The sequence below is a fragment of the Thermogemmatispora aurantia genome (assembly GCF_008974285.1).
Taxonomy (GTDB): domain Bacteria; phylum Chloroflexota; class Ktedonobacteria; order Ktedonobacterales; family Ktedonobacteraceae; genus Thermogemmatispora; species Thermogemmatispora aurantia.
On sequence record NZ_BKZV01000002.1, the window covers coordinates 163,893 to 190,182 of the forward strand.

General features: G+C 61.9%; 20 protein-coding genes and 1 tRNA gene. 9 read left to right on the forward strand and 12 right to left on the reverse strand.

What is annotated here, in order from left to right:
* Nucleotides 1-80 precede the first annotated feature (80 nt).
* The 6 genes from KTAU_RS07510 to KTAU_RS07535 all read right to left on the reverse strand — a co-directional run bounded on the left by KTAU_RS07510 (nucleotide 81) and on the right by KTAU_RS07535 (nucleotide 6,082).
* Nucleotides 81-1,760 (reverse strand): sensor histidine kinase, encoded by a 1,680-nt coding sequence (locus KTAU_RS07510; RefSeq protein WP_151727803.1) that lies wholly within the window; start codon nucleotides 1,758-1,760, stop codon nucleotides 81-83.
* The gene (locus KTAU_RS07515) at nucleotides 1,760-2,485 is read right to left on the reverse strand and encodes a response regulator transcription factor (RefSeq protein ID WP_228026354.1); all 726 of its coding nucleotides are present in this window, start codon (nucleotides 2,483-2,485) and stop codon (nucleotides 1,760-1,762) included. The genes KTAU_RS07510 and KTAU_RS07515 overlap by 1 nt, the downstream gene beginning before the upstream one ends.
* Nucleotides 2,486-2,492: 7 nt before the next feature.
* Entirely contained in the window at nucleotides 2,493-3,083 is a 591-nt protein-coding gene (locus tag KTAU_RS07520; RefSeq protein WP_151727804.1) for a DUF4870 domain-containing protein, read from the reverse strand.
* A 313-nt stretch (nucleotides 3,084-3,396) separates the two neighbouring features.
* Nucleotides 3,397-4,266: an LLM class flavin-dependent oxidoreductase gene (locus KTAU_RS07525; RefSeq protein WP_151727805.1), complete on the reverse strand. Its 870-nt coding sequence runs from the start codon at nucleotides 4,264-4,266 to the stop codon at nucleotides 3,397-3,399.
* Nucleotides 4,267-4,353: 87 nt separating this feature from the next.
* Nucleotides 4,354-4,426: transfer RNA gene (locus KTAU_RS07530), tRNA-His, on the reverse strand.
* Between the two features lie 195 nt (nucleotides 4,427-4,621).
* Nucleotides 4,622-6,082, reverse strand: coding sequence for an MFS transporter (locus KTAU_RS07535; RefSeq protein WP_151727806.1), 1,461 nt, complete (start codon nucleotides 6,080-6,082; stop codon nucleotides 4,622-4,624).
* 380 nt (nucleotides 6,083-6,462) lie between these two features.
* Here KTAU_RS07535 and epsC point away from each other — a divergent pair, with 380 nt between their 5' ends.
* Nucleotides 6,463-7,179, forward strand: a complete 717-nt coding sequence (gene epsC, locus KTAU_RS07540) for a serine O-acetyltransferase EpsC (RefSeq protein WP_228026355.1) — start codon at nucleotides 6,463-6,465, stop codon at nucleotides 7,177-7,179.
* 288 nt (nucleotides 7,180-7,467) lie between these two features.
* Here the strand turns inward: epsC and KTAU_RS07545 are convergent, their stop codons facing one another.
* Nucleotides 7,468-8,424: a nucleoside hydrolase gene (locus KTAU_RS07545; protein WP_151727807.1), complete on the reverse strand. Its 957-nt coding sequence runs from the start codon at nucleotides 8,422-8,424 to the stop codon at nucleotides 7,468-7,470.
* Between the two features lie 348 nt (nucleotides 8,425-8,772).
* On the opposite strand from KTAU_RS07545, the gene KTAU_RS07550 reads away from it, so the two are divergent.
* The 4 genes from KTAU_RS07550 to KTAU_RS07565 are packed head-to-tail and all read left to right on the forward strand — an operon-like array spanning nucleotide 8,773 to nucleotide 13,088.
* A complete protein-coding gene (locus tag KTAU_RS07550; RefSeq protein WP_151728210.1) occupies nucleotides 8,773-9,969 on the forward strand; it encodes a 6-phosphofructokinase in 1,197 nt (398 codons plus the stop codon).
* Between the two features lie 10 nt (nucleotides 9,970-9,979).
* Nucleotides 9,980-11,161, forward strand: coding sequence for a phosphopentomutase (locus KTAU_RS07555; protein ID WP_151727808.1), 1,182 nt, complete (start codon nucleotides 9,980-9,982; stop codon nucleotides 11,159-11,161).
* Nucleotides 11,158-11,721, forward strand: coding sequence for a GNAT family N-acetyltransferase (locus KTAU_RS07560; RefSeq protein ID WP_151727809.1), 564 nt, complete (start codon nucleotides 11,158-11,160; stop codon nucleotides 11,719-11,721). The genes KTAU_RS07555 and KTAU_RS07560 overlap by 4 nt, the downstream gene beginning before the upstream one ends.
* On the forward strand, nucleotides 11,718-13,088 hold the full coding sequence (locus KTAU_RS07565; RefSeq protein ID WP_151727810.1) for a phosphohexomutase domain-containing protein: 1,371 nt from the start codon (nucleotides 11,718-11,720) through the stop codon (nucleotides 13,086-13,088). Before KTAU_RS07560 ends, KTAU_RS07565 begins: the two co-directional genes overlap by 4 nt.
* A 196-nt stretch (nucleotides 13,089-13,284) precedes the next feature.
* Here KTAU_RS07565 and KTAU_RS07570 read toward each other — a convergent pair whose 3' ends face one another.
* Nucleotides 13,285-14,346 (reverse strand): hypothetical protein, encoded by a 1,062-nt coding sequence (locus tag KTAU_RS07570; RefSeq protein WP_151727811.1) that lies wholly within the window; start codon nucleotides 14,344-14,346, stop codon nucleotides 13,285-13,287.
* Between the two features lie 567 nt (nucleotides 14,347-14,913).
* Between KTAU_RS07570 and sucC the strand changes: the two genes are divergently transcribed.
* The 4 genes from sucC (at nucleotide 14,914) to KTAU_RS07590 (ending at nucleotide 19,553) form a co-directional block, all read left to right on the forward strand.
* Nucleotides 14,914-16,068 carry an ADP-forming succinate--CoA ligase subunit beta gene (gene sucC, locus KTAU_RS07575; protein ID WP_151727812.1) on the forward strand — a complete coding sequence of 385 codons (1,155 nt, stop codon included), beginning with the start codon at nucleotides 14,914-14,916 and terminating at the stop codon, nucleotides 16,066-16,068.
* Nucleotides 16,065-16,940: a succinate--CoA ligase subunit alpha gene (gene sucD / locus KTAU_RS07580; protein WP_151727813.1), complete on the forward strand. Its 876-nt coding sequence runs from the start codon at nucleotides 16,065-16,067 to the stop codon at nucleotides 16,938-16,940. Before sucC ends, sucD begins: the two co-directional genes overlap by 4 nt.
* Nucleotides 16,941-17,205: 265 nt before the next feature.
* Nucleotides 17,206-18,408, forward strand: a complete 1,203-nt coding sequence (locus KTAU_RS07585) for a histone deacetylase family protein (protein WP_151727814.1) — start codon at nucleotides 17,206-17,208, stop codon at nucleotides 18,406-18,408.
* A 263-nt stretch (nucleotides 18,409-18,671) separates the two neighbouring features.
* On the forward strand, nucleotides 18,672-19,553 hold the full coding sequence (locus KTAU_RS07590; RefSeq protein WP_151727815.1) for a GNAT family N-acetyltransferase: 882 nt from the start codon (nucleotides 18,672-18,674) through the stop codon (nucleotides 19,551-19,553).
* A 164-nt stretch (nucleotides 19,554-19,717) separates the two neighbouring features.
* Here the strand turns inward: KTAU_RS07590 and KTAU_RS07595 are convergent, their stop codons facing one another.
* The 4 genes from KTAU_RS07595 to KTAU_RS07610 form a co-directional block, all read right to left on the reverse strand.
* Complete coding sequence (locus tag KTAU_RS07595; RefSeq protein WP_151727816.1) at nucleotides 19,718-21,586, reverse strand: adenylate/guanylate cyclase domain-containing protein; 1,869 nt, start codon at nucleotides 21,584-21,586, stop codon at nucleotides 19,718-19,720.
* Nucleotides 21,587-21,862: 276 nt separating this feature from the next.
* The gene (locus KTAU_RS07600) at nucleotides 21,863-22,771 is read right to left on the reverse strand and encodes an NAD(P)H-binding protein (protein ID WP_151727817.1); all 909 of its coding nucleotides are present in this window, start codon (nucleotides 22,769-22,771) and stop codon (nucleotides 21,863-21,865) included.
* Nucleotides 22,772-23,313: 542 nt separating this feature from the next.
* Nucleotides 23,314-23,526, reverse strand: coding sequence for a helix-turn-helix domain-containing protein (locus tag KTAU_RS07605; protein WP_170293138.1), 213 nt, complete (start codon nucleotides 23,524-23,526; stop codon nucleotides 23,314-23,316).
* A gap of 329 nt (nucleotides 23,527-23,855) precedes the next feature.
* The gene (locus KTAU_RS07610) at nucleotides 23,856-26,255 is read right to left on the reverse strand and encodes a sensor histidine kinase (protein WP_151727818.1); all 2,400 of its coding nucleotides are present in this window, start codon (nucleotides 26,253-26,255) and stop codon (nucleotides 23,856-23,858) included.
* Nucleotides 26,256-26,290 lie beyond the last annotated feature (35 nt).

Consider the following 26,290-nt stretch of genomic DNA (forward strand, 5'->3'; position numbering starts at 1 on the left):
AAGAAAAACACGGCAAACGCACACTTTATTTCCATAACAAGGCGTTACATTGCAAAAGCAGGCTACAAGAAAAGCAGTAGCTACTGCTGCTCCACCCGCTCATGAAGAACAAGCAGGTCCTCACGCTCGCTCGTCTTCCTTATCTGCGTCCTCAGCCCGCCCGTCTGGGGCAGCTCCGGCTCAAGGGGAGCCATTGTCGTTCGCTGGGAGGCGGGGCCGGCATCGAGGGGAGCAGCGGGAAGGTAGAGAGTAAAGCAACTGCCTTCCGAGAGCACACTGGTTGCCGCCACTCTACCTTGCATCGCCTCTACCCACTCCTTGACCAGGGCCAGGCCCAGGCCGCTGCCGCTGCCATCGCGACGCAGCTTGCTGGAAGCCTGATAAAAGCGCTCCCAGATCCGCGGCAACTCCTCGGGGGGGATACCCTCGCCCGTATCGCGCACCAGAATCACCACCTCATGCTCCTTCTGAGAGACTGCCACGGCCACAATGCCCCCCGGCGGCGTATGGCGAATGCCGTTGTGCAGCAGATTCTGCAGGGCCTGAGCGAGGCGCTCGGGATCAACCAGAGCCAGGGGCCCCACTGGAGGAGTCTCTGCCACCACCTGCACCCGTCCGCTCTGCCAGGCCAGCGGCGCGCGTGCCTCTACCAGGCGGCGTACCAGCTCTCCCACATCGGTCGGCACGCAGCGCAAGGTCAGACGCCCAACCTCGGCACAGGCCAACGCAAAGAGGTCCTCCACCAGCCGTTGCAGGCGCAGCACCTCAGCCTCCATCACCACCAGGTCCCGCGGCAGCGATTCGGGCAGCTCGCCGCGGTCCAGGCGATGCAGCGCCGCCTCCAGATAGCCCCGCACGGTAGCAACGGGTGTGCGCAGCTCATGGGAGACGGCGGCCACCAGCTCGCGCTGGGTCTTGAGCAGTCCAGCCACCGTATCGCGCTCCTGCTTCAGCTCGCGCAGGGCCCGCTCCAGCTCGGCGGCCATTGCGTTAAAATCGGCCTGCAGCTGAGCTACCTCATCCTCACCCTCGACGATTACGCGCACCTCATAATGGCCCTGGCGCAAGGCATGGGCGGCCTCCGTCAGCGCGCGCAGACGGGCCGTAGTCCGGCGGACCACCAGGTAGGAAAAGAAAGCCGTCGGGGGAATCACCGCCAGTAAGGCGATGAACGACATCAGCCCGAGCATCATCGTGACCGAGATGAGCAGGGCCAGATCTCTCACGTTGGAGAGGGCCAGCAGGTCGAAGAGGAGAATGACCAGCCCCGCTGCTAGCAGGACCATCATGGCGTGAGCGTGAGTCAAGGCCCACAAGAGTTGTTTGCGCCGCAGGCGGCTCCACAGAGAGAGCAGGCATAGGAAGCCACGCCAGACAATATAACCAACCAGAGCGACCAGCGCCATTCCCAACAAGACCATAGGGAACGCGGCCAGTCGGGGAAAGAAGAACGTGGCCCCCAGCCAATGCTCCAGGCTCAGCAGGAGAAAGGGCAGTCCACAGAGCAACAAGAGAAGCAGCAGTCCCCAGGCCAAATCGCGCGTCCAGCGCCGCCACCAGGGTGGGGGCCCGACCTCGGCGCGCAGGGCAAAGTAGCCCAGCCCGAAAGGCGCCAATAGCAGCAGGCTAAACTCACGTCCCGTCTCTGTAGCAGACGTCAGACAGATCAAGCCGCTCAGCAGCAAAGCAAACAAGACAGCTTCGAGCAGAGCGCGTCTGCGCCTGGCCCTCAACCAGAGGCTCGCCCATCTTTCTTTCATCACCCTCCTCCTGTTCTTGAGGGGCTATGCGCACGCCAGCGATAGCCTACGCCCCAGACCGTTTCGATGGCTTCCCCTAGCGCTCCCAGCTTCCTGCGCAGGCGCAAGACGGTATTATCCACCGAGCGATCGCCACCGACATAGCTCTCACCCCAGATCGTATCAAGGAGGTAAGCGCGGCTGAAGGCCCGCCCGGGACTGCGCAGGAAGAGATGAAGGAGTTCAAACTCAGTCGGACTGAGATCGAGCGGCTGGCCGTCCAGGGTCACTAAATGGGCCTGGGCGTCGAGGCAGAGCGGTCCATCGATAAGGGGTCGCTCGGCCCGCGCCAGATCCTGCTGCAGCATCTGCTGAATCAGCTCGGCACGGCGCAGGAGCGCATGCACCCGCGCCAACAGCTCACGCATGCTAAAGGGCTTGGTCAGGTAATCATCGGCTCCCAGCTCCAGGCCCACCACGCGATCGGTCTCCTCACTCCGTGCCGTCAGCATGAGCACCGGGGTGGGCGCTTGCTGGCGCAGGCGGCGCAGCACCTCCAGACCATCCATGCGTGGCAGCATCCAGTCCAGAATAACGAGCGCAGGGCGTTGCTCCTCATGCAAGCGCAAAGCCTCTACCCCATCGGAGGCATAGAGGATCTCGTAGCCGTCCGCTTTCAGTTCGCGAATAATAAGCTGCGCCAGATCCTGCGCATCCTCAACAAGCAAGAGCTTCTTCATGGCCATTCTTCAATCACTTCAGTATGATCTCCTGCTTCTGCCCAACAAGAGCCAGAGCCAGGCGGCCTACCAGGGGCATCAGGTAGAAGCGCCGACGGGTCGCCTGAATCAGGCCAACGAGCCAGCCCGTGAGGGTCACCACCTGCAGCGTTCCAAACAGCAGCAGCCAGCAGCACACAGCAAGAGTATCCATCTCGGGTGGGAGCCACCACAAGGCGAGGCGACTCACATAGATAGGCGTCATCATCATAAATATATCGATGATGGTCACCAGTCCAAAGAAGAACAAGGATTGCAGGGCATGGAAGCGCACCAGGCGACTCCTGCCCCCGAAGAACAGGACTAGCAGGCCAGAGAGCCAGCCCCCCAGGTAACAGAGCATGCCCAAGACGGAATCGGCGTTCGTAGAGGATGATGGCTCGTCTGAGGCTTGCTCAATCCCGGGGTGGTAGCTTGTTAGAGGCAACCAGTCAGCAGCAGCTGCCTGCCTGAGCTGCTCCTGCTGCTGAACGCTTCCCTTTTCTCCCTGCAGGCCCTCGGAAGGAGGCCTGGTCTGCCAAGCAGTGGCATAAGTGGCATAATACTTTCTTTTGTCATCCAACACGAGAACGATGCTCCTTTCTCCTCTTCGCGCCACAGCGACATGGTCTCAGCCCGGCGCGCTCACAGCAATGAGCACACGCAGGCTGCTAGCTATTACAGGAGAAGAGCTTAATCCTGAGTTGTCATCGCCGTATCCGATCTTTGTCGCAATTCTGTCGCAACCGCCTGCTAGCGACCACAGCCAGGCGGTGCGCACCACGATGGCGCGGTGAGGGAGACAGGAGCTGAGCATCAGGACAGCCCAGTCGGAGAGCGGAGGAGGAAAGCGCAGAGCGGAGCGCCGGCGAAGCCGCCAAGAAGCGAGAAGCGAGGCCCTAGCGGGGCGGCCCCCGGCGAATACGGCGGCGCATTGCCTCCAGCGGCCACTGCTGCCAGGTTCCCCAGCGCTCTGGTACGATATTTTCGACCCACCATGTCACCCCGACGCGGGCGTAGGCGGCCACCAGCGTCCGATCGGCCTCGGGGTCCTCGCCGGAGCTGATCCCGAAATGTACCACCTCAAAGGGACTCGGCTGCGAGCGCTGCTGCTGCAGAGCGGCCCCAATCTCAGCCATCGTCTCGGCTGAGAGCATGTCAGTCAGAGCCAGATCGCGCCCAATAGGAATGAAACCATCCCAGCGGACCGCCCGGCGCAGCGGGGCACGATTGGGCCACATCCCGGCCACCCAGATTGGAATACGCGGCTGCTGACGAGGTGGAGGGAGAAAGTGCGCCTCCTGGATGCGGTAGTAGCGTCCCTCGAAATGGAAAGGCTGACCACTCCACAGCCCGTTGAGGATCGCCAGGCCCTCGTCGAGCATGGCCCCCAGCACCTTCAGGTCCGATGGCTCCCCCAGGGCCGCAAAATCGAAGTAGCCACCACCCAGGCCCACACCCAGCACCAGACGTCCGTCCGAAAGATGATCGAGCGTCACCGCCTGACGGGCTACCTCCCAGGGACGGCGTCGCGGCAGCGGCGTCACCAGAGGGCCAAAGCGCAGACGCTGCGTATGCAGAGCAATCGCTGTCAACGCTACCCAGACCTCCGCCAAGGGATCGTTGGTCGGCGCCAGGGTTGTGCGCGCAATCTGATCCCAGAGAAAAAAGCCGTCCCAGCCGGCAGCCTCCGCCTCCTGGGCCAACTCACACAGCAAACGCACATCAGCGAGGGGGCCAAAATTGGGGAGATGCAGACCATAGAGCATCGTTCTTCATGTAGAAGCGTTGTCTGAGGCGGCGCAGGCACGGGTCATGCCCGCGCCTGACAGCCAACGCAAAGCCAATAAAAAAGGGGTGACCGATGGGGCTCGAACCCACAACCGCTGGAGCCACAATCCAGAGCTCTACCGATTGAGCTACGGCCACCATGTTGCTTCTTTGATTACGTGCACAGCCAGTATAGCGGAGAGTTTGTCGGCTGTCAATAGGGCAGCGGCCAAAATCAGGCGCTGACCTGCAAATACTTACAGGCCAGCGCAGTGCCCACCTCTCTGCTTGTTTGTCAAGGAGAGCCTGACCCGCATAGAGCCAGGAGAGCAGCCCGGCTAAGCCGCCAACGAGCTAAGGGGATACCTCATCAAGGCGGCGCAGGCGCGTGGCCGTCCCGAACTGAGCGATCACCGCCGCTACAATCAGACAGCCCGCGATGATCAGGAAGGTACTCAGCGGACCCAGTGTCGGAATCAGGGGCGGAATGACCAGCAGGCCTACACTCCCCCCGAGATGGCCAACGCCATCGACCAGCGCGAAGCCTGTGGCGCGCGCCCGCGTAGGATAGTGCTCGGTTGACCAGGTGTAGGTCATTGGCACCCAGAGATTGAAGCCGAAAAAGAGCACGATCGAGCCGAGCACCGCCACCGCGAAATTGCCAGCCCCGCCCAGGGCTATTAGCAAGCAGCCAATCAGGGTGAGCAGGGCCGCCACCGGTAGCCAGTACTTGCGCTCCAATAGCTCACCAAAGGCATAGTCGAAGATGGCCACCAGCACGAAGCCCACTGAGCCAATGGCCACGATTAGGCCGGCCTCGGGCGGCGGAAATTTCAGGGCCGCCAGTAGCGAGGTCAGGCCCGCCGCGATGGCATAGACCGTAATGTAGCCAATGAACCAGACGACGAAGAGAAAGAGCGTGCGCAGCAGATAGAGGCGATTGCCAAAGATCTCGACATAGGGTATCCGGCCCGGCTGCGTCTCGACCGGAATCTCGGAAGGCGTGGGTAGCTCGCCAACGCGGGCCAGGGCCTGCGCCTCCATTTGCGCGACCACGCCTGCCGCCGCCTCGACCCGCCCTTGCGAGATCAACCAGCGCGGCGACTCATGAAGCTGGAAGCGCATGAGGATGCCGATCAGCGCCAGCAAGGTGCCGATGCCATACATCAGGCGCCAGCCGAAGGTGAAGCCAGGGCCTGCGAGAGCAAAGGGCAGTCCCAGCGGGAAAGCTTCTGGCTGGGTAGTGAGCAGCAGGCCCAGCCAGACCCCGAGGAAGGCGCCCAGGGAGGACATGATAAAGATTAGCGAGGTATAGCGCGCCCGTCCCCCGCTCGGTGCCACTTCATTGATATAGGTATTGACAAGGGCCAGGTCCGCACCAACCCCAATGCCCGTGATGGTGCGTGCAATAATAAAGTTTACATAATCACTGACAAGAGCATTGTAGAGCGAGCCTAGCCCGGTGATGACCATCGTGACCAGTAGCATATCGCGCCGCCCGAGGCGGTCCGCCAGGGGACTGAGGATGAGGGTGCCAATCACGTAGCCCACCAGGTTGAGCAGCACCGGCAGGCCCAGATAGTTGGCCGCCGATGCAGGGCTACAGCCAGGCACGATCTGGACACAGGTCTGGATGAAGGAGACGTTGATGTCGAAAATGTCGAAGAAGGTGAAGAGGAAGCCAGCCCCGATGATACCAATGTAGAGATAGGGCAAGGCCCAGATGGGGATACGGTCCAGGCGCGCTACTACAGCAGCGGCTGTGCTACTGGCACCACTCACGGGCCGCGAGGGCTTGCCTGCTTCGGAAGCCATACTTGCCTCCCTCCCTGGCGCAGGCGCGGCTGTCATTGTCAGCCAGCCAATCAGCCAGAATATATTGAGCAACGCTGCTACAATCCGTTCATTCTGGCCCGATGAGGTATGTTCCGCCGGCCCGATGATCTATGAGCAAGCAGCCTGTTTTAGACAATTGTACCTGTGCTTCTCCCTCGCTGTCAAGGGAGGGAGCGGCAAGCAGAGAGACAAGAGGCAGTCTGGTTGTCTTTTTCTCCTTTCCTGGGCATGCCTGGACGCAGGCACCACTGGCAACAGGAGAAGACTTGACATCGGTCTGGTCGTGCCATACACTCCAAACAAAGGCGCTAGTAGAGCAAACAGGCCGGTTCTTTGTAGCAGAAAGGGCACGTGGCTACATGGTTCATCACACGTCAGAGGAGATCAAGAGCAACCAGGTCAGGGAGGGGGAAACCGATCTCTCTCAGTTGCCGGAAGTACCGCCTGGCATGCTGATTCCGGCCCCCAGCAGCACGCCACGCAAGCGGACGCGCTGGCCGGATGCCATCGATGTGATCTTTGAGAAAGATCCTGCCTGTAACAATATTTTTGAGGCGTTGCTCTACCAGGGGCTGTGGGCCATCTTCTTTCACCGCATCGCGCATTTTCTCTATAATTTGCATATCCCTGTCATTCCTCGCCTGATCTCGCAGTTCGCGCGCCTCGTCACCGGTGGCATCGAGATTCATCCGGGCGCCAAGATCGGGAAGCGTTTCTTTATCGATCACGGCGCTGGCGTGGTGATCGGCGAGACTGCCGAGATCGGCAACAATGTCATGCTCTATCACCAGGTGACGCTCGGCGCCACCGGCTGGTGGCGTCCAGGTCCTGGGCGCAAGCAGAAGCGCCATCCAACCATCGAGGATGATGTGACGATCGGCGTGGGGGCCGCTATTCTGGGGCCAATTACGATCGGGCGTGGAAGCAAGATCGGCGCCATGGCCCTGGTACTCGAATCGGTGCCGCCCAATTCCGTGGTGGCAGCCAAGCCAGCTGAGCTGCTGGTGAAGAGTGGCGAGCCCCTGGCCAAGCACGAGGAACTAACCCAGGGTTGGGAGATGGATTATCAGATTTAAGTTCGACCGCGAGCAGTGCGCCTGGTCAGGTCTGGTCTGCCGCCTATCCGACCAATCGGCTGACCGTCCTGGCTCACTTGGCCAGACCGGCCAGGCAGTCTCGCTACGAAAACAGGCTCTCTCTCCCTGTTGCAGCGGGCGGGCCTGGCCTGGCACCCGCGGCCCGCCCGCGTTCTTCCTTCCTCCCTCCCTCTTCCGCTCCCCGGGCCGGGTCGCTGTGACTCCCGATCCTGGCACCCTGACCAGCCGTGGCATCACATCAACCACGCAGACCGTTCACCGTTCACCTTAGCCGTCGCTGGCGCTTTCCTCCCCATAGCTGGCCAGGGTTTCAATCAGCAGCTCCCAGAAACGGGGCGCATCGAGGCCGTAACCAACGCAGGCGTTGGCCCGTCGGCCCAGCACCCCATAGACATCGCAGACGGTTCGCCCTAGGGTGTACTCGCCGCGCGTCTCGATAGCAACGTACATGCTGTGCTGGCTGACGAGGGTCGGATCAATCAGAGCCGCTACTGCACAGGGATCATGCACCGGCGGCGCCGTGAAGCCAAAGACCTGACGATAGGTGTTTCCAAAGAATTCGAGCAACTGGCAGACGAAGGACGGCACAGGACGCCCAAGGGCGCGCAGGCGCTCAAGGATCGCCGGGGTGGCTAGAGCCTGATGGGTGACTTCCAGCGGGATCATAGTGATCGGGCAGCCGCTGTTAAAGACGATGGCCGCCGCCTCGGGATCGAAGTAGATGTTGAATTCGGCGGCAGGGCTGACATTTCCCAGGCCAATGGCGCCGCCCATCAAATAGAGACCTTTGAGGCGCGAGAGAATGGCAGGCTCGCGCGTGATGGCACTGGCCACATTGGTGAGCGGTCCCGTGGCCACAAGCACCACATCGTCCGTGCTGCGCACCAGATCGATGATGAGATCGACGGCATGCTCGGGCACCGCTTCCCGCTCGGGCTGTGGCAGGGCCGGCCCATCAAGACCCGACTCGCCGTGAATATCTGAGGCATAACGCGCCTCCCGCACGAGCGGCTGCGCCATGCCTCTGGCTACCGGTACATCACGGATGTGTGCCAGAGTGCAGACGCTGAGTGCGTTGCGCGTGGTCTTTTCCAGCGTCTGATTGCCGGCCACCGTGGTGATAGCCAGCAGCTCCAGCCCCGGGTGACGCGCCGCCAGCAGCAAGGCGATCGCGTCGTCATGCCCCGGGTCGCAGTCGAGGATGATCTTCTGCTTCTTCTCCATCGCAGTTCCCCTCTCTGTCCTATCGCAAAGGCGCGCTCTTCTTCGTCGCGTCGACCGACCACAGGAGAGCGAAAGCGTTCGTTCGGCTCGCTCAGCGTCACTCTCACATCACAGGAGCAGCTCCAGGACGCTGAGCGGCTGCCGCTTCCTTCCTCCTGCTGCGGCGGACAGAACGATTGTACCACTTCCTCCAACAAAGGAGCGGAGTTAGACGGGAGCGAGTGGAGCTGGCCGCCTCGGCCTGCCTGCCCTCCAGCCCGTCGCCCATCTGGGAAGAGTATCTTTCGCGCGTTCCTCTTGCTATAATGGCCGCAGAACAACTCGTTTTGGGGGGTTTGCTTGACGAAGATGGCCCGCGCCAACCTGCTCATCGGCCAGTCGGGAGGCGCCACCGCTGTGATCAACGCCAGCCTGGTTGGAGCTGTGGAGACCGCGCTGGCGAGTGAGCGGGTGGCCAATGTCTATGGCATGCTCCACGGCATCGAGGGCTTCCTCAAAGAGGAGCTGATCGACCTGAGCCGCCAACCGGCAGAGCTGTGGCCACGCCTGCGCGAGACGCCTTCTGCGGCCCTGGGAACCTGCCGCTACCGGCTGCGCGATGAGGACCTGGAGCATGCTTTAGCGCTGCTGCGCCGCTATGAGATCCGCTATCTGCTCTACATCGGCGGTAACGATTCAGCCGACACGCTTCATCGCCTGGCTCTCGCCGCCCAAGATCGCGGCTACGAGCTGCAGGCGATCAGCATTCCCAAAACCATTGACAACGACCTGCCACTGACCGATCACTGTCCCGGCTACGGCAGCGCCGCCCGCTTCATTGCCCTGGCGACACTCGATTCAAGCCTTAACACGTCCTCTATTCCCTGGCACTATCCTGTCAAGATTATCGAGACAATGGGGCGCGATGCTGGCTGGCTGGCCGCAGCTTCGGCGCTGCTCAAGGAGGACGAGAGCGATCCGCCGCACCTGATCCTGGTGCCCGAGCGTCCTTTCCGCCAGAGCGAGTTTCTGGCTCGTGTCGAGGCCATCCAGCGCCGCCTGGGCTACGTCGTCATCGTGGTGGCCGAAACGGTCCGCGACGAGAGTGGGCGCCCGCTGGGCAGCCTGGGCGCTTTGGGAGTCGACGCCTTTGGCCATCCCTTGCTGAGCGGCGCAGCCCAATATCTGGTAGAATCAGTCAGAAGCCAGCTCGGTCTGCGGGCACGCTTCGATAAGCCCGGCGATTTGCAGCGCATGGCCAGCGCCTACGTCTCGCCGGTCGATCGCGCGGAGGCGCTGCTGGTTGGACGCCAGGCTGTCCTGGCCGTGCTTGCAGGGGAGAGCGACCAGATGATAACCTTGCAGCGCGAGGAGGGACCTGTCTATGGCTGCACGACCGGCCTGGCCCCGCTGGCCTCTATCGCCAATGAGAAGCGCTGTCTGCCAGCCGAGTATCTCGATGAAAGCGGTACGATGATCACAGAAGCATTTCGCGACTATGCGCTGCCATTGCTGGGTGAGCTTCCACCGCGCTATGCGCAGCTTGCGCCCATAAAGGTCAGGTGAAGGAAAGACAATGGGGTCACTGAAACGCGCAATTCTGGTCGTACTGGACGGCGTTGGAGCTGGAGCCAATCCTGATGCCGCGGCCTACGGCGATGAAGGCGCCAGTTCGTTAGAACACTGCGCCCAGGCCGTCGGCGGGCTGGAGCTACCCAACCTGGGTCGGGCCGGCCTCGGCAACATCACACCGATCCTGGGCACGCCGCCACGGGCCGACGCCGATGGCTCGTGGGGCCGCATGAGCGAGCAGGGAGCCGGCAAGGACAGCACAACCGGCCACTGGGAAATCGCCGGGCTGATCCTGCGCCAGCCCTTCCCAACCTATCCACATGGTTTTCCGCCCGAGCTGATCGCTCGCTTCGAGGCAGCTATTGGGCGCAAGGTCCTGGGCAACAAGCCGGCCTCGGGCACCGAGATCATCAAGGAGCTGGGCGAGGAACATCTGCGCACCGGCTACCCAATCGTTTATACCTCAGCCGACAGCGTCTTCCAGATCGCCGCTCACCAGGATGTGATTCCCCTGGAGGAGCTGTATCGTCTCTGTCAGATCGCCCGCTCGTTGCTGGTGGGCGAGCACGCCGTGGGGCGCGTCATCGCTCGCCCTTTCACTGGTACGCCCGGCCACTTCGTGCGCACCGAGCACCGGCGCGACTTCTCGCTGCCCCCCACCGGCCCTACCCTCCTCGATCATCTGCAGGCCCGCGGCTACGCTGTCATCGGCCTCGGCAAGATCGAGGATCTTTTTGCCGGGCGGGGCCTGACTGCCAGCGAGCACACTGAGACCAATCGCGCTGGCATGGAGGCCGCGCTGCGCTGGCTAGAGCGCGATTTTACTGGTCTGCTCTTTGTCAACCTGGTCGAATTCGACCAGCTGTGGGGCCACCGGCGCGATAGCCACGGCTACGCCCAGGCGCTGCGCGAGGTCGACCGCTGGTTCGGCGTCGTGCGCCAGCGCCTCCAGCCGGGCGACGCCCTCTTCTTCACCGGTGACCACGGCGTTGATCCGACCTATCGCGGTACCGACCATACGCGCGAACAGGTACCGCTGCTGGCCTATGGACCAGCCGTGCGCCCTGGCCTCGACCTGGGGGTGCGCTCCACCTTCGCCGATGTAGGACAGACCATCGCTCAGGCCTTCGGCGTTGAGCCGCTGGCCGCCGGCACCAGCTTTGCACAGGAACTGGGACTGCTATGACCGATCGACAACTGCGTAACGATTCCTATCCGCTACTGCATGGGGAGCGCGTCTATCTGCGCCGCCCACAGCAGAGCGACGCTCCCCTGGTCTTCGCCTGGGAGCGCGATGACGAGGTGTGGCGCTATGACCCCCATCGGCCCTACTCGGAGACCCTGGAGGAGTTTTTGCCGATCTTCGAGCGCAATTACGTGATAGGCAATGGACGCCAGTTCTGGTTTATCATAGAGGACGAGCATCACGTTCCTATCGGCACCATCACCTACTTCAATCTGGATTATCGCCTGCGTCAGGCCGAGGTCGGCCTCGGCCTCGGCGAGAAGAGCCGCTGGGGCCAGGGCTACGGTCCGGAGGCCATCCGTACGCTGGTTCGCTATCTCTTTGAGACGCTCGGCCTGGTGCGCGTCTACGCCGAAACAGCCCAGGCCAATCAACCTGCCAGACGGGCCTTTGCCAAGGCTGGCTTCACGGAAGTCGGCCAGATCTTCGATCCGCGCAGCACCGGGGCCCCTTGGGTGCTGCTGGAAATTGTTAAAACAGAGGAAACCGCTGCCTCATGAGTACAACACCGACTTCTCAGAGACCAATAGATCCAGGCATCTTTAAAGCTTACGACGTGCGCGGGATCTATGGCCGCGACCTGACCGACGAGGCGGCCTATATCATCGGGCGAGCAGCCGCCCTCTATCTGGCGGTGCCGGAGATCGCCGTTGGGCGTGATATGCGCCTCTCGTCGCCGGCTCTGGCCGCGGCCCTGATCCGTGGCATTACCGACCAGGGCGTCAACGCCATCGAGCTGGGACTGACCACCACTGACGAACTCTACTTCGCCGTGGGCAAGTTCAACTATCCAGCAGGCGTGATGATCACTGCCTCTCATAACCCAGGCGAGTACAATGGCATGAAATTCTGTCGGGCCCAGGCGGCCCCGATCAGCCTGGATACCGGTCTGGCCGAGATCCGCGATCTGGCGCTGCGTGGCCAGTTCCCCGAGCCGGAGCGCAAGGGCCAGGTTATCCAGCGCGACGTGACCGATGACTACGTGGCGCATGCCCTCTCTTTCATCGACGTGAGCAAGATCAGGCCCCTGAAGGTGGTCATCGATGCCGGCAATGGCATGGCCGGCCTGATCATGCCGCGCGTCTTCCAGCATCTGCCCTGCGAGCTGATCCCGCTCTACTTCGAGCTGGATGGCCACTTCCCAAACCATCCGGCCAGTCCAATTGAGCCGGAAAACATGATCGATGTGCAGCGCAAGGTCCGCGAGGTAGGGGCCGATCTGGGCGCGGCTTTCGATGGCGATGCCGATCGCATGTTCCCCGTCGACGAGCAGGGCAACGTCATCGACGGCTCAATGGTGACAGCTCTGGTAGCTCAAAGTCTCCTGCGCAAGCATCCCGGGTCGACCATTCTCTACAACCTGATTGTCTCGCGTAGCGTGCCCGAGTTGATCGAGCGCCTGGGTGGGAAAGCGGTGCGCACGCGCGTGGGGCATTCCTACATCAAGGCCCAGATGCGTGAGCTAAACGCCATCTTCGGCGGTGAGCACTCGGGCCATTTCTACTTCCGCGACAACTGGTTCGCCGATTCCGGCTTGATCGCCTTCCTGCTGCTGCTCGAACTGGTCTCCATCGAGAATAAGCCGCTCTCGGAGCTGATCCGGCCACTCAATACGCGCGTGCGCAGCGGGGAGATCAACAGCCGCGTCAGCGATGTCCAGGGGAAACTAGAGGCCCTGGTCGAGCGCTATGGCCCACAAGCGCGCTCGGTCGATCGGCTCGACGGCATCACCCTCGATTTCGGCGACTGGTGGTTCAATGTGCGTCCTTCGAATACGGAGCCGCTCCTGCGCTTGAATGTGGAGGCCAACACGCGCGAGCTGATGGAAGCCAAGCGCGATGAGCTGCTGGCCTTTATCCGTTCCTAAAGGCCGCTGACGAGCCAGGGCCAGCCTGACAGAACAGTAACAAAGAGGCCGGCGTGAACCGCTCCTTTCCGGCTAGAGCGAAGCGCCAGCCAGCCCAGGCAAGCCGCCCCCGCTTGATAGGGCGGCTTGCACTTTCGCTACAAACTCGGGCTGGGCCGGGCGGAGGCGGGCAACGACTCCCGTTGAGCAGTCCCTGTCAGAGCTGCACGGTGTAATCGTTGCCGCCCTGGCCGTACTGGTAGAGAAAACGCAAGGTGAGGCTGGGCAGGCCCGCCGGGGCACTGAACATTACCCGGCCCCCTACCTGATGCGCGCCCGGCTTGAAGCCTGTGGGCAAGGTGCTATCAAGCGGGGCCCGCACATTCCCGGCAAGGACCAGGCGCAAGTAGTCGAAGCCCGGCCCCGGATTGACAGCCACCCCATTGGGGTTGTCGACGCGGAAGTTGAAGATGTAGTACTGCTGACCAGCTTTGACCTGGCCCCAGCCACTATAAGCAAACTGGCGCTCCACACTGACCAGGTGATAGGTCAGATAGAGACCCGGTTGCGCATTGTAGGTGTAGAAGATGGAGAGGTTCTGAGGATAGACTTTGCCGCTATAGCTAGCCGCATCAAAGGGGCCGCTGAAAGGGATGACGACCAGCGACTCGTTGAGCGTGGTCGAGCCAAGTTGGAGCTTGAGCTGCTCCAGCCGGGTTCCCCGGGGAACGGGGAAATCTAGCCAGCCATCGGCGCTCTTGCCGGGCGCCAGCGCCACCGCCAGCTTGACGTTGCTCGGCGCGATCGGCTTCTGACCCGGGACCAGGAGACGAGCGGCATCATAGTAGATGACTGAGATTTGGGCACTTCCCTCATTCACTACATGCAGATGGAGACGCACCTGGGCCGGCCCGGGACGAATCAGGTCGTCGCTAAAGGCGCTGGCATATTGGGCGTCAATCACCTGGAAGGTCAGCCCGGCGTAGGGCGCCGTTCGGGCCACACGCAGAGTGGTAATGGCCGGGACCGACGTCGTGGTCTCTGGGGTAAGCTCGAGACTCTGCAGCCAGCCCCAGACGAAGAGTCCCGTGCCCCCCAGGGCGAGCAGAGCCACAATTAAGACCAACACCAGCCAGAGACGCTGCCACGACGGTTTTTCTTCACCAGGTCCCGGACGCCGTTTGCTGCCCGGGCCAGCCTCCAGGCGTGGAGGACGCTCCGGCGCTGGCCACGGGCCAGAGCGCCCACTCGGAGAAGCCAGAGAATAGAGATCAGACATAAGAACTGTTTTGCCCCCTCTTTTGCTCCCTTTAGAGAACGTTCTTCCTCGCTTTTTTTGGCTCCTGGGAGAGCCTTTCAGGTATTTCTACTATAGAAAAGGAACCCAACCACTGGCATTGTAGCAGGTTTCCTCAGCGTTGACAGCTTTTTCGGGCGGTGATAGCATTGGAGTTGCTCCTCTCCTCACTGCCATGCCAGCTAGCCCACAGTGAAGAGAGCGAGCCAAGCGCACCGCGCGCAAGAGAGGCTGGCCTTCTGTCACGTCAAGACATCTTCGAGCGCGGTGCCCAGCCATCTGATCCGCTCTGCCCTGCCGGCGCGCTCCGTCCGCGCGGCGCGGCTTCCACAGGCATCCGTCTCCAGGCTGGCAGTCGCCAGCGGCGGGTCCGGGCAGGGTCCGAGCCAGGTCGGGCGCGACTGACCAGTACGGTTGCTGCGGCCACCACTCCGCGTAGCGCGATTATACCATCCAGAGCGCCTGCTTACTTAGAAGAGGGAGAGAGCAAGAAGGCAGAGGGACACCGCGCGCACGACGCAAAGGACAGACAGACAAAGGAGTACGTATTTGAAGATCCACGAGTATCAGGCCAAAGAGATCCTGGCGCGCTACGGCATCCCCATCCAGCCGGGGCGCGTAGCCTATACGCCAGAAGAAGCGGAAGCGATTGCCCGCGACCTTGGCGGACCAGTGGTCATCAAGGCTCAGGTCTATGTCGGCGGACGCGGCAAGGCAGGAGGCATTCAGTTTGGCAACACGCCTGAAGAGGCGCGCGCCGCCGCTGCCCGGGTCCTGGGCATGAACATCAAGGGGCTGACGGTTCAGAAAGTGCTGGTGGTCTCCAAGCTAGAGATTCAAGAGGAGTACTATCTTGGCATCGTCCTGGACCGCAAGACCCAGGCCCCGGTCGTGATGGTCTCGACCGCCGGCGGCGTCGATATCGAGGAGGTCGCCGCCACCACGCCCGAGAAGATTATCAAGCAACCCATCGACCTGCGCTGGGGGCTGCGCCCCTTTGAGGCGCGCAATATCCTGGCGCGCGCCGGTTTCCCTTCAGCGGTCATTGCCCGCGGCGGGTCGATCTTGACCGCGCTGGCACGGGCCTTCATTGAGAGCGATGCTAACCTGGCCGAAATCAATCCGCTGGTCCTGACCCGCGATGGCCAGGTGCAGGCCGCCGACGCCAAGATTGTGCTCGACGATAACGCCCTCTACCGTCACCGCGACTACGCTGCCTGGGAGGAGCCAGAGGAGGCCAACCCACTGGAATTCGAGGCCCACAAGGAGGGCCTGACCTATGTCAAGCTCAACGGCAACGTGGGCATCATCGGCAATGGAGCAGGCCTGGTCATGACAACCCTGGACATGGTCGCCGCCTGCGGTGGCAAGCCCGCCAATTTCCTCGATATCGGCGGCGGGGCCCGCGCCGAGGTGATGGCCAAGGCCCTGACCTTCGTCGCCCGTGACCCCGATGTCAAAGGCATCCTGGTCAATATCTTCGGCGGCATCACGCGCGGCGAGGAGGTCGCCAGGGGTGTCATTATGGCACAGCAGCAGCTGCCCGCGGGCCTGCCGATTGTGGTACGCCTGTCGGGTACTGGCGCCGAGGAGGGTCGCGCCATGCTGAAGGATGCGGGCCTCGATTGGGGCAAGGATATGCGCGATGCGGCGCAGAAGATCGTCGCCGCCATCCAGGCAAAGGAGAAGGGACAGCAGGCATGAGCATTCTACTCGATGAGCATACCCGTGTCATTGTCCAGGGCATTACCGGGCGCGAGGGGAGCTATCACACGACTCGCATGCTGGAGGCCGGCACGAAGGTGGTGGCCGGCGTGACACCCGGTAAGGGCGGTCAGAGCGCCTGCGGCCTGCCAGTCTTCGATACGGTGGCCGAGGCCAAGGCGGCCACCGATGCCAACGCCAGCTGTATCTTTGTCCCGCCCGCCGGGGCCGCCGATGCCATCATGGAGGCCGCCAGCGCCGGCATCAAGCTGATCGTCTGCATTACGGAGTTTATTCCAGTACTGGACACCGCCCGCGCCATGCTGGTGGTGCGCGAGCACGGGGCGACCCTCATCGGCCCGAATTGCCCCGGCCTGTGCACTCCCGGCCAGGGGAAAATTGGGATCATGCCCTATCAGATCTTTACCCCCGGCCCCGTCGGCTTCATTTCACGTTCAGGAACACTGACCTACGAGGTCGTGGCGCTGCTCACCGAGGCCGGCATCGGCCAGTCAACCTGCATCGGTATCGGCGGCGATCCGATCATCGGCTCGACCTTTGTCGATCATCTGAAGCTGTTCGAGCAGGACCCGCAAACACAGGCCGTGGTGCTCTGCGGTGAGATCGGGGGCAGCGACGAAGAGGATGCTGCCGAGTTTATCAAGACGATGAAGAAACCGGTGGTGGCCTTTATCTCGGGCCGTACCGCTCCGCCGGGCAAGCGCATGGGCCACGCGGGCGCCATTATCTCGGGCAATACGGGGACCGCTCAGGGCAAGGTGGCCGCTCTGCAGGCTGCTGGCGTACCAGTGGCCGAGACTATCTTCGATATTCCTGACCTGGTCAAGGCGGCCCTGGCCAGGCGGGTCTAGTCCCGTCCCGGCTGAGCCAGGTTCTGCATTGTCCAGGGGGGACTGGATGGATCGCTCCTAACCAGCCCTGGGTCCGCAAGTAACACCGCACCTATCCCAGACCACGCTTCGCGGCCCTGCTTGCGCTATGAGCGATCCGATCCATCCAGAAGAAGCCAAGCCCAGAGACAAAGGCGCTGATGCGAGGAGTGGCTCCGGCTCCCAAACAGTCCCATCACCCAGAGCGAGGGAGCCGGGGCCAGTCCCCGCCTGGCGAAGAGGAGAGATGACAACAGCACTCGTCTACGATCCGATCTTTTTAGAGCATATTACACCACGACGGCATCCCGAGCGTCCCGAACGTCTGCAGCGGGCGATGGCCGTGCTGGAGGCCCTCGGCTGGCTCCAGCGCGAGGGGCTGGTTCTGCTTTCCCCACGCGAGGCCAGCGAGGACGAGCTGGCCCTGGCTCATGACCGCTTCTATATCCGCTCGGTGCGGGCCGCGGCAGAGCGCGCCGCCCGCGAGGCTGCCGCCGGCGGACGGGTCTCCCATTTCTTTGCGCCAGAGACCTTCATCTCCGGTCGCTCTTATGAGGCCGCGGCTAAGGCCGCCGGCGCCGGGCTAACTGCCATCGACGCCTTGTTCAAAGGCGAAATCGATAACGCCTACTGCCTGGTCCGCCCACCCGGCCACCACGCCGAGTACGACGAGGCCCTGGGCTTCTGCCTCTTCAATAACGTGGCCATCGCCGCCCGCTATGCCATCGAGCGCTACGGCCTCGAACGAGTGATGATCATCGATTTCGATGTGCATCACGGCAATGGGACCCAGAACATCTTTTATCGCGATCCGCACGTCCTTTACTTCTCAACCCATCAGGCTCCGTTCTATCCCGGCACAGGACGCTCGGACGAGCGCGGCGAGGGGGAAGGTCTGGGCACAACGATCAATGTGCCACTGCCAGCCACAACCGGCTTCGAGACCTACGAGCCGGTCTTTCGCCAGGTGATGGCCCCCGCCGCTGACCGCTTTCAGCCGCAGCTGATTCTGGTATCGGCGGGCTTCGACGCTCACTGGAAAGATCCGCTGGCCAACATGTATCTCTCGACCGCCGGCTTCGCCCAGCTGATCATGATCATTATCAAGCTGGCGAAAGACCTCTGCGACGGTCGGCTGATCATGGTCCAGGAGGGTGGCTACGATCTGCAGGCTAACGCGGCCTGCGTTGCCACCAGCATCAACTTGCTGCTGGGCGACGACGCCGCTGTCGATAGCCTTGGGCCGCCACCGGAGAAGTCTTTTCGCATCAATACGGACGTGCTCATTGCTGAGCTGCGGCGCATCCATAAGCTGACAGGCTACCGTATGCGCAATGCCCCGCGGCCAGATATCGCGAAGCTGCGTCGCGAGGTCAAAGGACCGGAAACGGAGATCTCCAGCAGCGATCCCGCCAACAGCAACGGCCAGGGAACGGATGGCAGCCCCTGACAGCGCCAGACGCAGGCCTCGCCCGACTGGGCCGGGCTGCCTCCGGTTCGTCACTGCATACGTGCTCTCAAAGAGAAGGCCGTCAATAGTAGGAAGGAAACAGGAAGCAAGAAAGGCCCCCAAGGTGCACTGTTATCGGTCAAGCGGACCGCTGAGACAAGGGTGGCCAGGTAGCTACAGCCAGAGCCACCCAAACGAGACGAGGCTAAAAAACCAGAAGGAGCGAGCCAGGGCAATGATGCCCCTACTACCAAGGAGGCCCCATGCAGACAGGTTCGCAGCTCGTGCGTCCTCTGACCTCCTGTGATCTCGCCCACGTTCAGAAGCTCCTGCTGTTCTCAGATTACGTTTACCAGCGCTTCACTGCCCAGGAGCTGTCGCGCCTCCTGGAGCACTATCCCGCCTGCGGTCTCTTCCACGCTGAGCAGCTGCAGAGCTTTTTGCTCTCCCAGGCCATCAATCCACCAGTGGCCTGGATCGGCGGCTTCGGCGTGGGCTGGAGCGAGCATCGACGCGCTTTTGAACATCTCGATCGCCTGCTGGATTATCTGCAACCCAGCCTGCAGGCGCGCGGCGTTACTCAACTCTATTACTCGGGCAACGACCTGGAACAAGACTGGCTGCGCACTCCACTGCTCAGGCGCGGCTTTGAGCCGCACGCTCTTCTCTACGCCTACGACAAGTTCGACTATCGCGTCCCCACGCACGGCAACCAGGAGGTCAGCGTACGCAGCGTGCGCAACAGCGACTTCGAGGCTCTCTGCGAGATCGAGCGGCTCTGCTTCGCGCCGCTGTGGCGCTACGATGCTTTGGCTTTCGCTGACATTGCCGCCACTCATCCCTACTTTGTGGTGGCGGAGCTGGCGGGACAGCTCGTCGGCTACCAGTTCAACACCGTCGATGAGGGCTACGGCTACTTGATCCGCATCGCCGTCCATCCGGCCTTCAGCGGGCAGGGAATCGGCGCCCGTCTGATGGCCGAGGCCATCAGCTTCTTTGCTCGTGCGGGCGTGCGCCGCATCATGCTTAATACCCAGGAGGATAACCAGCGGGCCCACCGCCTCTACGAGTGGTTCGGCTTCGTTCGGATGCCTCAGCGCGGCTTCATCTTACGCAAGGAGCTGCCTACCGTGAACACATCCTGATCCCTCGCCCCTCAAGCGAGGAGGAGCGAAGGAGCGGAAGCGGAAGGAGAGGAAGTCAGCGGCACGCCAGTAGGGCATGAGGCAGGCACTGGCTTCCTCTCTCGCGTGCCAGGCCAGCAAGGAAGGAATGGCCCGAACCTGACCAGCCTGGTCAGTTCAGTTGGTTAGAGGCTATAGATCCCCGTCAGGCGCATCACCTCCAGCGGCTCGGAGCGATTCTTGACGGAGACCGTCCCAACATGGTCGATCTGGACATGCTGGCGCACGCGGTAGAAGGTCGGGGCATTCAGGTAGATATTATTATCGTCGGCCCTGGACTGGAGACGGGCCGCGACGTTGACGGTATCGCCAATGGCCGTATAATTCTGGATGCGACCGCGTGAGCCGATATTGCCTACGATCGCCAGGCCAGTGTTGACCCCGATGCCGAACTTGACTGGCACTTCGTCGGGATGGCGACGACCGTAGTCGAGAATTGCCTGACGCATCTTCCAGGCCGCCCGCACCGCCCGCAAGGGATGGTCATCCTGCTCCAAGGGGGCATTGAAAATAGCCATGAGCTCATCCCCCCAGAAGGCCGTTAGCGTCCCTCCCTCGTCCCAGATGGCTTCTACCATCAGATCCAGATAGTTATTGAGCAGATTCATCATCTGCTCTGGCGGAAGACGCTCAGCCAGGCTGGTATACCCTCGGAGATCGGCGGAAATGACCGAGATTTCGCGCGTCTCGCCACCAAGCTTGAGTGAGCGGGGATCTTCAATCAGACGCTTGACCACGCTGGGATGAACATAGCGCCCGAAGAGTGATTTGATCTCACGCGCCTCGGCCTGCGCACGCTTCAGATCGGTGCGATCGTCGATGACGAGGGCCGTGCCAATATGCTGACCATGCTCATCGCGTAGGGCGGTCACATAGAAATTCATATTGACCCAGCCCAGCCCCGCGACCTCGCCTTCGAAGGCTACCGGCACACGTGTGCCATGTTCATGATGCAGTAACGCCTCCTGTAGCAGATCGACCAGGCCCAGCTCCGGGAGCGCCCCCAGCACCTCGTGATAGTGCCTGCCCAACACCGCGCGCTGATCCAGCTTCAGGATCGTGCCCGCTGCCCGATTGAAGGTGGTGATCACTCCTTGAGGGTCGGTCGTGATCACGCCGTTGGCAATCGAGGCAAAGATGTTGTCCATGTACTGCTTATCTTCGTTGACCTGACGCAGGGTGCGCTGCAGATCAGCGAAGAGGCGGGCGTTGTCAATAGCAATGGCCGCCTGATGGCAGAAGGCAAAGAGGAGGTCACGCTGCTGCGGGCCAAAAAGATTGGCATTGATGCGGCTGTCTACATAGACAGCCCCTATGCAGCGGTCGCGCACCATGAGCGGTGCACACATAATAGAGCGAATGCGGTTTTCAATGATACTGCGCTGATCTTTGAGATTCTGATCTTCCTGAGCATTGCTGGTCAGGATCGGCTGACGCGTCTGAATGACGCGATTGACCGTGCTCTGGCTGATGCCCAAATTAAAGGCATCGCGCTCCAGGCTGCGGGCGTCCTTGGTGCGCGCAATCTTAAACTCCAGCTCGCCCTGCTCGTTGAGCAAGACCAGAAAGCCGCGTTCGGCTCCGACAAAGCTGATCACCTGATCCATGACCAGGCGCAACACTTCGTTGAACTCCAGCGTCGAGTTCAAGGTACGCGCAATCTCATAGAGCGTTTCCAGCTCATGTCGCTCGCGTTTGAGGGCCGTGATACTACTGCGCAGCTTCTCCTGCTCGCGCTCCAGCGCCGCCGTCTCGTGGTGCTCCAGGCGCCGCTGCAGATTCAGGATGAGCTGGCTCAGGCGCGATAGTTCCAGATCGGCACGGCGACTGACCGCCAGCGTCTTACTGAGGAGCTGGACACGCGGATCACTTAGATGACTGGCATAGGTCCCCTCAACAGCGCGCTCCAGCTCACGCGTGTGCTCGTGTAACTGGCCAGAAATACGCTTCAGGGCCTCGCTCAGCGAGTGCAACTCCCCCAGGTCCGTCAACACTGTGCGTCCCTCCCTCCGAAGCAGCCAGAAGATGATGAAGATGAAGATGCCTCTCTTCGCAACGCTGCTTTATTATAGCACAGGGGCAGAGCAGACACAGAGAGACTATCAACTTGCTGCGCGCGAGATAGAGGGTAGACGGGATAGACCAGTCAGAGCGAGACCCAGCACGGCAACAGTGCCGCTAAGCCTCGCTCCAGACCCCGAGACCGCCCAGCCGGGGCGCGAGTACAGGCAGATCACCTGTGCGCTTCCTCAACGGGCCATCAGTCATGGCTAGAGGCCGTCCTTGCCCTTTTGAGCCAGGTAGCTGCGCAGCGAGAGGGGCTGAAAACCAAACTGGCGCTCGACGGCATCGAGAGCGGTGATGTTGTCGAAGGTAAAGAGAGTCAGGGCCGCCCGCGTAATCGGCGGCTTGGGCAGGACCAGCTCCATAGCCGTGGCCCCGATCCGCGCCAGGAAGAGAGGCAGAGGTAGGGCAGGGCGTCGCACGTGCAGCGTCTCCATCAGCAGGTTGATAATTTGGGCAAACGTATAATACTCTGGGCCGCCGATCACAAAGGTGCGGTTGCGGCTGCCCGCTGGATCGTCTAGCAGGTGCAGAACGACGCTGACCACATCCTCAACATAGATCGGCTGGAAGCGCAGCGAGCCACCACCAATCAGCGGCACGACCGGCGCGCTGCGGATCAGATCCGCCAGCCCTTTGAAGAAAGGGGCACCTCTCCCAAAGAGGACGGAGGGCTGCACAATGCTCCACTCAAGGGCGCTCTTTTTAAGGACCTCCTCGGCCAGGTAGCGCCCTTGCATGTAGCTGCCGGGCCGGTCTGGCCTGGTTCCCAGGCCGCTGATCTCGATCATGCGCCGGACGCCGGCGACCAGCGCCGCATTCACCAGATTGGTGGTGCCGGCAACATTGGTCCCCTCATAGGTATTGCCCGCCGACTGCTTGCGATCGGCAGTCATAAAGGCCGCATGGATGACCGTGTCGACACCGCGCAGGGCCGGCTCCAGCGAGACCGGGCGCGTTGTCGCCCCTTCTACCAGCTCGACATGCTCCACTGGCAGGAGCTGAGCGGCGCGATGGCGGTCGCGTACCAGGCAGCGCGGTCGCTCGCCGCGCTCGACAAGCCGCTGCACCAGGTGTCTTCCGATAAAACCAGTTGCACCCGTAATCAGGATCATAGCTTCTCTCCTCACTGCTGCCACTCCTGCGCTCTTTCAGCTGCCGTCAGCTGGCTGCCAGCCGGCGCTGTGTGGCAGACATGCTTTCTTCGCCAGCGGTGGCGAGATCCCTCAGAGAAGAAGACGTCACAGGAGCCTTTAACAGAGACCACCTTCTCCCGCCCGAGCGGAACCGAGCTTGCTGGCTCCCAAACGCAAAGCAGGAGAGCAGCAGGCCAGTGCTGAACCAGCAGGCAAAGCTGTGGGGAACCAACCTGGAGCAAGCCGGGAGGGATAGAGAGCCAGAACAAACCTCGCCTGCCAGGGACAGGCGAGGTGAAATAGCTTACCCATCCGTCGGTTGGCTGGCCCGTCCCGGCTCACTCCCAGTGCGGCCTGACCAGGACAGCCGCCCCGACCAGGGAGAGAAGTCAATTACCCGCTCCCTCCCTAACCCGGCTCCCACCACTCAGGTCCCGAGAACAGCCATCTATCGACAGGTAACGCTACCCATGACAGCCGGTACAACATCAGGTACACCTCTCCTTGGACAAGCCTGGCCGCTATTTCGTGATATTGAGACCGTCCACATGTTCGATCTCGATGCGCCGGCCCAAATGACGTTCCAGGACTTTGAGAATCTTATTCACAGTGACGCGCGTTGTCGGGCCACCGTGGCTAATGCGGGTGATTGTGGCTGGCGCAATGCCTGTTTCACGGGCCAGCTCCGTCTTGCGGAGGGCTGCTTCAGCGATCAGGTCGTCCAGTGTTGGCATCTCACTCTCTCCTTCGCTCTCTTTATAGAGCAATATTGTAATTATAGTATATAACACGGATAACATATTTTCTGGAGAAAGTCAATAAAGAGATGCAGAGAGAGATTCCATTATGGATATCTTTTGGCAGCAAAAGGAAAGCTTGTCTTCACATTATATAGAACCGCCTGGCCTGAAGATTTAGAGGAAGGTAGAAGAGGAAAGCCTGGGCGAATAAGAACAATGCCGGTGAACATAAGCACAGCCATAAAAAGGAGAGCAGCAGCGGGTTCGCGGGCAAGAACGGCCTCCAGGGGAGGCCAGGGTGGGCCACCGTTAAGTGAAGGCCATTAGAGCAGGGCCTCAGCCGGCAGATAGATGCGCACCGTCACGCCCTCATCTGGGGCGCTCTTAATCGTCAAGCTGCCGCCGGCAATAGCCAGGAGGGCACTGTGGGTCAGCAGGCCGCCGCCAGTACCACTCGTAGCTGCGTCGGCAGCCGCGATTCCCACGCCATCATCGGCCACCACTACCTCCAGATCGGGGTCACAGCGCGCCTGCAGCGTCAGGCGCAGACGGCGATGGACATCGCTGCCGCGGGCATGGCGAGCCGCATTGCGCAATGCCTCCTGCACAGCGGCAAAGATCAGCTCAGCAATTGCCGGTGGGGTTACCTCATCGATATGAGCGGCAGTCTCATCATCCACCTGCCAGCAGACCTCATCGAAGGCATCATGAAAATCCTGCTCCAGCATCGTCCGAATGGCCTGCACCAGCCCCTCGCGCTCCAGGCGATAGGGCGCTCCGGGCGTCGTCGCGCGCATCAGGGCCGCTAACTGACGATGGGCGGCGCTCACCAGTCCGACCGCCTCCTCAAGCGCCGTACGAGCCGCTTCCTGGCCCTCCTGGCGCGTCACCGTACGCAGCGTCTCCAGATGCAGCAGCGCCAGATGCATCTGGGGCAGAATCTCATCGTGCAAAATCCGCCGCTGCTGAGCGCCCAGCAACTTGACATCGATGATGCGGCGGCGTAGCAAAGCGGCGACGGCCTGCATTGCCTCATGATCGCCGATGGTATCGAGAATGCGCTGCCCACAGGCCTGGGCCAGATTCATATCCTCCTTCGTGAAGGTCCCACCATCCTCACGCGGCCCCAGAAAGAGGGTTGCCACCAGTCCGCGCTCGTCGTAGAGAGGCATCACCCAGCAGACCAGCGGCTCACCGCTCGCCAAGCGCAGGCGCAAGCGATAGGCCAGCGGCGTCCCGGCGCCGCGTCCACCAGGCGGGCGCCGCGGCACCAATCTCACCAGGGCATCTGTCTCACCGGAGACCATCCCTTCGCCGCGGCGCGGTAGCTCTGTCCCATTGAAGCGGGCGTCAGCTGGCCAACGATAGCTAAAAGTGCGCCGCATCGGGCCGGCCAGGATCACCAGGCGAGCACAGCGTACCGCCAGGACACTCTGGCAGAGGGAGAAAAAGAGATCCTCCAGCTCGCGCTCGCTCTTCTCCGCGCTCGTATTCAGCCAGTGGCGCAGACTGGTACTACTCAAAAAGCGGCCCAGCAAGGCAATGTAGCGATCATGGGCCCGATAGCTGCTCCAGGTAAAGAGAGCATAGGCCACCGTCGCCAGGCAGGTAATGCAGAGCAGCCCACCCAGACTACTATGTGTCAGCGAGACCAGGAGGGCAATGAAGAGCGCCACCGCCGTCGCCACAATGACGATGCCACGCCACTGCTCAAAGAAGCCCCGCCGCGCCAGTGGGCGCTCAATCAGGATGCCATGACGGACAATCGAGTAGCCGATGACCAGAATAATCAAGGCTACTACCAGATTGGCAATCAGATCAAGCACGAGCAAGCCCGCGGGAATACTGTCTAAAGGCGGCAGGGGTAGCAGCGGCGCCCCACGTTCAAGCCAGCGCAGCATTGACCACAGCCCGGCCAGGCCCAGGCCAATGGTCAGGGCCACCATCAAGAGGGCAGCCAGCAGCAAGGCCGGGCGCGCCAGGTGCCAGGAGAGCTGCGGCTCCTCTAGCAATTCTACCTCCGTGGGATCATCCCAGAAGGCTTCCAACAGCGCCCGTCGCAACGCAGGCCGGGTCCCCCCTCTGCTCCTTGCCTGCAGGCTCATCCCCAAAGCCCGCCAGCCGGCCACCACCACCTGCTGAATGCGACTGGAAGTAAACCAGGGACCGATGGCACAGAAGGCTACATAGACCAGGAAAAGCAGTGGCAACAGGAAGAGGGGAGAAATCCAGGCGCGGCCTGCGCTGGGCGGTGGCGTGCTATAGGCCAGCAGCTGCAACGTCTCAACAAAGGTGAAGGTCCGGCGATTGAGCAACAGCAACAAAAGCAGCGCCGTACCGAGCACGGCCCCCAGAGCCAGCAGCCAGGGAATGCGCCGCCGCCAGCCGGCGTTGATCAGCGAGGCATAGTGCAGGCCGATGGCGAACCAGATGTAGGGAACCCAGAGCGCTGGAAACCAGGCCGCCTGCCAGAGAATGTTGAGCAGAGGACGCAGAGCCGGCTGATCCAGCGGCAGCGTAATCAGCAGCGCATGCACAAAGAAAAAGAGGGCACTCAGCGCCAGACCCACTACACCCCAGAGCGTGATGCGCACCCGGTGGTCGCCGTTCAGCCAGACCGTACTCGCCAACCAGAGAAAGGTCACCAGGTTAAAGATCGAGACCGCCAGCGTCAGCGTGCGTAGCAAGGTGACCGGAGCAAGCAGTGTCTCAAGAGCCATCATTTCCCTCAATACAGGCAGACAGGCCGGCCAGCCCG

Excerpts from the sequence above, each read along its gene's own strand:
- KTAU_RS07510 (WP_151727803.1), bottom strand. The coding sequence starts at position 1,760 with ATGAAAGAAAGATGGGCGAGCCTCTGGTTGAGGGCCAGGCGCAGACGC.
- KTAU_RS07515 (WP_228026354.1), bottom strand. The coding sequence starts at position 2,485 with ATGGCCATGAAGAAGCTCTTGCTTGTTGAGGATGCGCAGGATCTGGCG.
- KTAU_RS07525 (WP_151727805.1), bottom strand. The coding sequence starts at position 4,266 with ATGCTCTATGGTCTGCATCTCCCCAATTTTGGCCCCCTCGCTGATGTG.
- KTAU_RS07535 (WP_151727806.1), bottom strand. The coding sequence starts at position 6,082 with ATGGCTTCCGAAGCAGGCAAGCCCTCGCGGCCCGTGAGTGGTGCCAGT.
- epsC (WP_228026355.1), top strand. The coding sequence starts at position 6,463 with ATGGTTCATCACACGTCAGAGGAGATCAAGAGCAACCAGGTCAGGGAG.
- KTAU_RS07545 (WP_151727807.1), bottom strand. The coding sequence starts at position 8,424 with ATGGAGAAGAAGCAGAAGATCATCCTCGACTGCGACCCGGGGCATGAC.
- KTAU_RS07550 (WP_151728210.1), top strand. The coding sequence starts at position 8,773 with ATGGCCCGCGCCAACCTGCTCATCGGCCAGTCGGGAGGCGCCACCGCT.
- KTAU_RS07555 (WP_151727808.1), top strand. The coding sequence starts at position 9,980 with ATGGGGTCACTGAAACGCGCAATTCTGGTCGTACTGGACGGCGTTGGA.
- KTAU_RS07560 (WP_151727809.1), top strand. The coding sequence starts at position 11,158 with ATGACCGATCGACAACTGCGTAACGATTCCTATCCGCTACTGCATGGG.
- KTAU_RS07565 (WP_151727810.1), top strand. The coding sequence starts at position 11,718 with ATGAGTACAACACCGACTTCTCAGAGACCAATAGATCCAGGCATCTTT.
- KTAU_RS07570 (WP_151727811.1), bottom strand. The coding sequence starts at position 14,346 with ATGTCTGATCTCTATTCTCTGGCTTCTCCGAGTGGGCGCTCTGGCCCG.
- sucD (WP_151727813.1), top strand. The coding sequence starts at position 16,065 with ATGAGCATTCTACTCGATGAGCATACCCGTGTCATTGTCCAGGGCATT.
- KTAU_RS07585 (WP_151727814.1), top strand. The coding sequence starts at position 17,206 with ATGACAACAGCACTCGTCTACGATCCGATCTTTTTAGAGCATATTACA.
- KTAU_RS07590 (WP_151727815.1), top strand. The coding sequence starts at position 18,672 with ATGCAGACAGGTTCGCAGCTCGTGCGTCCTCTGACCTCCTGTGATCTC.
- KTAU_RS07600 (WP_151727817.1), bottom strand. The coding sequence starts at position 22,771 with ATGATCCTGATTACGGGTGCAACTGGTTTTATCGGAAGACACCTGGTG.
- KTAU_RS07605 (WP_170293138.1), bottom strand. The coding sequence starts at position 23,526 with ATGCCAACACTGGACGACCTGATCGCTGAAGCAGCCCTCCGCAAGACG.
- KTAU_RS07610 (WP_151727818.1), bottom strand. The coding sequence starts at position 26,255 with ATGATGGCTCTTGAGACACTGCTTGCTCCGGTCACCTTGCTACGCACG.